Source organism: Acinetobacter sp. YH12235 (assembly GCF_013417705.1).
Classification (GTDB): domain Bacteria; phylum Pseudomonadota; class Gammaproteobacteria; order Pseudomonadales; family Moraxellaceae; genus Acinetobacter.
The window spans coordinates 135,218-141,534 of the sequence record NZ_VPDL01000004.1; the positions used below are offsets into that span (position 1 = coordinate 135,218).

At 41.2% G+C, this 6,317-nt stretch carries 5 protein-coding genes and 2 rRNA genes; 5 read left to right on the forward strand and 2 right to left on the reverse strand.

The window, feature by feature from the left end:
- Positions 1–80: 80 nt before the first annotated feature.
- The 5 genes from FTV13_RS03725 to FTV13_RS03745 all read left to right on the forward strand — a co-directional run bounded on the left by FTV13_RS03725 (position 81) and on the right by FTV13_RS03745 (position 5,602).
- The gene (locus FTV13_RS03725; RefSeq protein ID WP_180011040.1) at positions 81–1,454 is read left to right on the forward strand and encodes an AarF/ABC1/UbiB kinase family protein; all 1,374 of its coding nucleotides are present in this window, start codon (positions 81–83) and stop codon (positions 1,452–1,454) included.
- Between the two features lie 252 nt (positions 1,455–1,706).
- Positions 1,707–2,993 carry an acyl-CoA dehydrogenase family protein gene (locus FTV13_RS03730; RefSeq protein WP_180011050.1) on the forward strand — a complete coding sequence of 429 codons (1,287 nt, stop codon included), beginning with the start codon at positions 1,707–1,709 and terminating at the stop codon, positions 2,991–2,993.
- A 23-nt stretch (positions 2,994–3,016) separates the two neighbouring features.
- The gene (locus tag FTV13_RS03735; protein ID WP_180011042.1) at positions 3,017–4,216 is read left to right on the forward strand and encodes an acyl-CoA dehydrogenase family protein; all 1,200 of its coding nucleotides are present in this window, start codon (positions 3,017–3,019) and stop codon (positions 4,214–4,216) included.
- 105 nt (positions 4,217–4,321) lie between these two features.
- The gene (locus FTV13_RS03740; protein WP_180011044.1) at positions 4,322–4,810 is read left to right on the forward strand and encodes a GNAT family N-acetyltransferase; all 489 of its coding nucleotides are present in this window, start codon (positions 4,322–4,324) and stop codon (positions 4,808–4,810) included.
- A 285-nt stretch (positions 4,811–5,095) separates the two neighbouring features.
- Positions 5,096–5,602 carry a lytic transglycosylase domain-containing protein gene (locus tag FTV13_RS03745; protein WP_257218455.1) on the forward strand — a complete coding sequence of 169 codons (507 nt, stop codon included), beginning with the start codon at positions 5,096–5,098 and terminating at the stop codon, positions 5,600–5,602.
- Between the two features lie 150 nt (positions 5,603–5,752).
- Here the strand turns inward: FTV13_RS03745 and rrf are convergent.
- Together rrf and FTV13_RS03755 are read right to left on the reverse strand one after the other, a co-directional pair.
- A 5S ribosomal RNA gene (gene rrf / locus FTV13_RS03750) occupies positions 5,753–5,867 on the reverse strand.
- A 209-nt stretch (positions 5,868–6,076) separates the two neighbouring features.
- A 23S ribosomal RNA gene (locus FTV13_RS03755) occupies positions 6,077–6,317 on the reverse strand; the annotation flags it as partial.

Below are 6,317 nucleotides of genomic sequence, written 5' to 3' on the forward strand. Positions count from 1 at the left end.
CTTTTTTAATACGTGCAGACACGGTAATATCCACTACAATGATTTATTCCGCTTTATGCTGATAAAAGGATTGAGTTTACATGTCAGATCAGAACGATAAGCTTAAACAATTGAAAACTTCCTCAATGGATCGACGCTTATCGATCGCAAAGGCATCTTTGCTGGCAGGTACGCGCTGGGCAGCATCCAGTGCGGGTTCTATGTTCTCGAGCGAAGAAGAAAAAGAAAGAAGACGCAAAAAAGCTATGAAAGAACAGGCCGATTATCTTGTTGCAGAAATTGGCAAGCTTAAAGGTTCAATCGTCAAAATTGGCCAGATGATGGCACTGTATGGCGAGCATTTTCTGCCAGAAGAAGTTACTCAAGCCTTAAATACCTTAAATAATAAAACAGTCGCTTTGGCTTGGCCGGCGATCAAAGCCCAATTACAACAGCAATTAGGTTCCAAGCTAGATGATCTGACAGTTGATCATGAGCCCTTGGGCACAGCCTCTTTGGCTCAGGTGCATCGTGCGGTACGCAAGTCAGATGGTATGGAGCTGGTGCTTAAAATCCAGTATCCGGGTGTAGCTGAGGCTATTGATTCTGATATGAGCCTGTTTAAGAACATGCTCAAATTGACCCGTATGGTGCCGCAAACCCGTGAATTTGATCAATGGTTCGATGAAGTTCGCGAGATGATGCATCGTGAGGTCAATTATAAAATTGAAGCAGATACAACTCGCCGTTTCTGTAAACGTCTGCAAAATGATCCACGATATATCGTACCGACCATCATCGATAACTATTGTACTGACCGTGTCCTGTGTATGACCTTTGAACGTGGTGTACCAATCAATAGTCCAGTGATGCTATCTCTACCACAGGAACGTCGTAATAAACTGGGTGAAGCTTCTCTGGAAATCGCTGTACGTGAGATTTTTGAATGGGGCGAGATGCAGACTGACCCAAATTTCGGCAATTATCTGGTACGTCTAGGTGATGGCGAAAATATTCAGGACAAGATTGTACTCCTCGATTTCGGTGCAATCCGTCAGTTTGACCAGCATCTACTCAATGTAGCGCGTAACCTGATCCAGGCCGGTTATCATCATGATTCAGACATGATGGTAAAAGCCATGACCGGTTATGAATTCTTCGATTCTATTCCGCCTAGCATCAAACCGGATATGGCGAAAGTCTTCCTGTTAGCCACAGAAGCCTTCAGCTCACCAATGAACAATAAAGACCTGCCTCCAAGTGTGATGGATGAACATGACCGCTATAACTGGAAAAAAAGCCAGCTTCATAGCCGGGTAATGCAGCAGGCTTCTAAATCCATGGCTTCACGTTATTTCAGTGTACCGCCTAAAGAATTTATGTTTATTAGCCGTAAGTTTATTGGTGCTTATACCTTCATGACGGTGATTGATGCGAAAACTAATGTACGCGCAATGATTAAACGTCATCTCTAATAGACTAAGTTATTATTAGCCTTATATAAGACCCGGATGATTTTGTCATTCGGGTCAATTTTTGATAAAAACCAAATTTTTCTTATTTTATTTTTCTATTTATTTTCAATATCTTAAATTTTTAAATCCTCTCTTTATTTTAATGATAAATTGACAATGATTCATGTCATTGATGACATGGTTTTTTCTAGAACTGCATGTCAACATCAGGCAAATAAGATAACACCCCGTAGGATAATTAGAATGAACAATATGGTGAACAAAGCACAAGGATTTGGCTTGTCCATCCTGACCAAAGTGGCTGGAAGTGATTTACTCGACCAATTAAAGCTGCGTAAATTTTTAGAAAAATCTCTTTATCAAAGCTCTAAAGCAGGTTTTAAAACACTCAGCCAAACTCAGAAAATCCTGAAATCTGGTCAGAAAATTCAAAGACAACGTTTACCACATCAGTCCAAATCCCTGTTTGATCTGAATCTGACTGAAGAACAGCAAATGACCTGCGAGGCGATGCAACAGTTTGCCAGCGAAGTCCTTTATCCTTTGGCACATGATGCAGATCATCATGAAATCTTCCCAGAGGAACTCTGGCAATATTCAACTGATCTGGGTCTTAATTTTTATGCGCTGCCTGAAGCTTTAGGTGGCGTAGCTGCAGAACAGAATATCGTCAGCAATGTCCTGATGGCTCAACAGTTGGCTCAAGGTGATTTCAGTCTGACCGCTGGACTGCTTTCTACCTTTAGTGTGATTAATGCGATTACCCGTTGGGGTTCAGAACAGGTTCAGACTGAGTATTTAACTGCATTCGCCGATGATCCTCATCTTAAAGCTACCTTCGCAGTACAGGAAGCAACAGCTGCCTTTAATCCTTATCAGTTAAAAACTCAAGCAATGTCGAATGGAGATCACTATCTGATTAATGGTGAAAAAACCTTGGTGATGCTCGGAGAAACTGCTGATATCTATCTGGTCAGTGCAGATCTGAATGGCAAAACCGAAGTATTTATTATGCAACGCAATAATACTATTACTGCACAAAAATCTCCGGCTATGGGCCTGAAAGCCACTCAAACCATGAATCTCAAATTTAATAACACACCGGCACAACGCTTGGGAGATGACGATTTTGATTACACCGCTTTTCTTGATCTAGGCAATTTAATGTGGTGTGCCATGGCGGTCGGTACCTGTGAAGCGGTTAAAAAATACTGTGTGCAATATGCCAATGAACGGACAGCCTTTGGCGAACCGATTTCTCATCGGCAAAGTGTGGCTTTTATGATTGCAGATATGGCGATTGAAATTGATGCCATGCAAATGCTGATCCTGAATGCCGCCAGTCTGGCAGAATCTGGTCAGGATTTTCATCGTGAAGCTTATTTAGCCCGTCTGCTCTGTGCAGAAAAATCCATGAAAATTGGCACAGATGGAGTGCAGATCCTCGGCGGACATGGCTTCACCAAGGAACATCCGGTAGAACGCTGGTATCGGGACTTAAGAGCAACAGCAATCGTACATTCTGGCCTTCATGCCTGAGCAAAGAATAAGGAAAAAAATAGATGAACTTGCAAAATCCTAAAAAATTCAAATTGCTGATTGATCAGGCACATGAAGTTGCTCTGAATGTCCTCCGCCCTATTTCACGCAAATATGACAAAGCTGAACATGTCTATCCAAAAGAGCTGGATATGCTTGCTTCTGTCGTTGATGGCATGAACCAAGGGAGCGAAGGCATGAATGCGGGAGCTGCGGTCAATAAACGCGGTGATAACGATGAAAGCAATAAAAATGGTGTAAATATCTCTACAGCACTTAGTATTGTCGAAATGTGTTATGGCGATACCGGACTACTTTTATCCATGCCGCGTCAAGGTTTAGGAAATTCAGCCATTGCTGCTGTTGCTAATGAGGAACAGTTACAACGCTTTCATGGCATCTGGGCAGCGATGGCAATCACTGAACCAGGCTGTGGTTCGGATTCAGCTGCCATTCGTACTACTGCCATTAAAGATGGTGATGACTATATCCTCAATGGTGAAAAAATCTTTGTCACCTCTGGCGAACGTGCAGATGCGGTTGTCGTCTGGGCGACTTTAGATAAAAAACTTGGCCGTGCTGCAATCAAGTCCTTTGTCGTACCTAAAGGCACACCCGGTATGAAAATCGAGCGTCTGGAACATAAGCTGGGCATTAAAGCCTCGGATACGGCTGCAATTAGTTTTATCGATTGTCGTATACCTGCTGCTAATTTGCTTGGACATGCTGAAATTGATGTAGCCAAAGGTTTTGCGGGTGTCATGGAAACTTTTGATAATACCCGTCCGCTCGTTGCAGCCATGGCAATTGGCTGTTCTAAAGCCTCCTTGGAGAGAATTAAGGAGATTTTTAAGGAACACCTAGATCCTGAGTACAATACGCCTTACTTACAAGCATCGAATATTCCAGCGCAAATTTACCGAATGGAAGCCGAATGGGAAGCAGCCCGTTTATTAATGTTGAAAGCTGCGTGGATGGCGGATAACCGCAAGCCTAATTCTCGTGAAGCCTCTATTGCTAAAGCCAAGGCAGGTCGTATTGCGAATGAAATCACTTTGAAGTGTGTCGAATTAGCAGCATCTATAGGCTATAACGAGACTGAACTTTTAGAAAAATGGGCACGTGATTCCAAGATTCTGGATATTTTTGAAGGAACTCAACAGATTCAGCAGCTCATTATTGCCCGACGTGAACTAGGTAAATCTTCAAGTGAATTAAAATAATAAAAAATTGGAAATACTGCTTCATTAAAAATGAAGCAATAAAAAGGATGGATTTTTTATGGTTTTCGGACTATAAAATTTCCATCCTTTTTCATGTCATGACCTATGTATTCTATTCGTCCTATCCAACCTCACGATAATGCTCAAATTGCCAAGATTATTCGCGAAGTTTCCGTAGAATTCGTGCTTGCAGCAGAGTCCGGCTTTGCTGTCGGTGATTCAATCCTGGATAACCTGTATGAAGTATATCAACAGCCAAATGCGGCTTATTGGGTCATTGTCGATGAGCAGGATCAAGTCTTTGGCGGTGGAGGTATTGCACCATTACAGGGTGATCAGAGTATTCTAGAAATACAGAAAATGTATTTCTTACCCATTATTCGTCGTTATGGATTTGCAAAACAGATTTTAAATCTGGCCTTTGACTTTGCTCATGAGCAGAATTTTAAACGAATCTATCTTGAAACTACTGCAAGCCTTTGGCAGGCTGTGAAGCTTTACGAAAAATTAGGTTTTGAACATCTCGATCATCCTGAAGGCAATACGGGTCATAGTGCAGCTTGTGAAATCTGGATGCTAAAAACTTTAGACTAAGCCATCTCATACATCTAAATACTTTTATTCTAAAGAAAAGCCAGAGATACAAATTCGGCTACTAACTGGCTTTTCTTTAAGCAATTCTTCATAAAAAATTCATTATTCAACAAAATCTAAGTTGTCTTTGTAAACAAATCATCTAATTTCTTGACGATTTTCATACATCTTCCTAAGATCAATTTAATTTTAAAAATACAGGGAAGCTGAAAGTTGTTGGGCAAATTTTCTGGCAAAAACTATTCATTATTAAAGGTCTTAAATCCTACTACTTTAAAAATTGGGATGCTTGGCTTAACTACAATATTAATAAGTGCTTGCTCCTCACTAGGAGGTAAATCCTTAGAAAAACGCTCTGCTAAACTGTCTCAAGGAATTCAGACTGCATATGCTGTGCCTGCGACAACTGCTACTCGCGTTTCACCTTTAATTATTCAGAATGCCGAAAGACATAGTCTAGATCCCTTGCTAGTAGCAGCCGTGATTCGACAGGAATCTACCTATCGCAGTCAGATCGCTTCACCTGCAGGTGCTGTGGGTCTTATGCAAATTGTTCCGCGTTATTGGCAATCTACATGTGGACCTGATTTATTTAATGAAGCAATAAATATTGGATGTGGGAGTTATATTCTGTCACGTTATCAGGAATCGAGTGGCAGCCTAGAAAAAGCGCTGGGTTATTATAATGTAGGCCCTACTGCCTATGAGAAAGATCGGAAAATGCGTAAACAAGGCAAAAAATATGCAAAAGAAGTTTTAACGCACCAGAAGCAACTTAAAAAATCGATGTAATTAGAACGTACTAATGATTAATTAAATGCATTCCAGAAATATTAATCCATAAATAAAAAGGCTTAAATTTATTTAAGCCTTTTTCTATTTCATCTTTATTTTTTCTATAAAAAAAGCCCCCTGCGTGAGCAGAGGGCTTTTGGAATAATGAGCTGGCGATGACTTACTCTCACATGGGAGACCCCACACTACCATCAGCGCTAAGAGGTTTCACTTCTGAGTTCGGGAAGGGATCAGGTGGTTCACTCTTGCTATTGTCGCCAGCACAACTGTTTATGGACTTGTTCGGGTCTTATTTACATCATTGATGTATGCCGTACTTCGTACCAAATAGAATTCATTAACAGATTATTTGAGTTAAAGTATATGTTCTAGCGTATTCTGAATCAAGATCAGTCAGTGTTAACTGTTTGGTTTTGAATCGATTTTAGCTCACTGCTTACGCAGTTCGTACAACAACTGTTTGGGTGTTGTATAGTCAAGCCTCACGAGCAATTAGTATTGGTCAGCTTCACATATCACTATGCTTCCACATCCAACCTATCAACGTCGTAGTCTTCAACGGCTCTTTAGAGGAATAAATTCCTAGGGAAATCTTATCTTGAGGTAGGCTTCCCGCTTAGATGCTTTCAGCGGTTATCCCTTCCGAACATAGCTACCCGGCGATGCGACTGGCGTCACAACCGGTACACCAGAGGTTCGTCCACTCTGGTCC

Excerpts from the sequence above, each read along its gene's own strand:
- FTV13_RS03725 (WP_180011040.1), top strand. The coding sequence starts at position 81 with ATGTCAGATCAGAACGATAAGCTTAAACAATTGAAAACTTCCTCAATG.
- FTV13_RS03730 (WP_180011050.1), top strand. The coding sequence starts at position 1,707 with ATGGTGAACAAAGCACAAGGATTTGGCTTGTCCATCCTGACCAAAGTG.
- FTV13_RS03735 (WP_180011042.1), top strand. The coding sequence starts at position 3,017 with ATGAACTTGCAAAATCCTAAAAAATTCAAATTGCTGATTGATCAGGCA.
- FTV13_RS03740 (WP_180011044.1), top strand. The coding sequence starts at position 4,322 with ATGTATTCTATTCGTCCTATCCAACCTCACGATAATGCTCAAATTGCC.
- FTV13_RS03745 (WP_257218455.1), top strand. The coding sequence starts at position 5,096 with ATGCTTGGCTTAACTACAATATTAATAAGTGCTTGCTCCTCACTAGGA.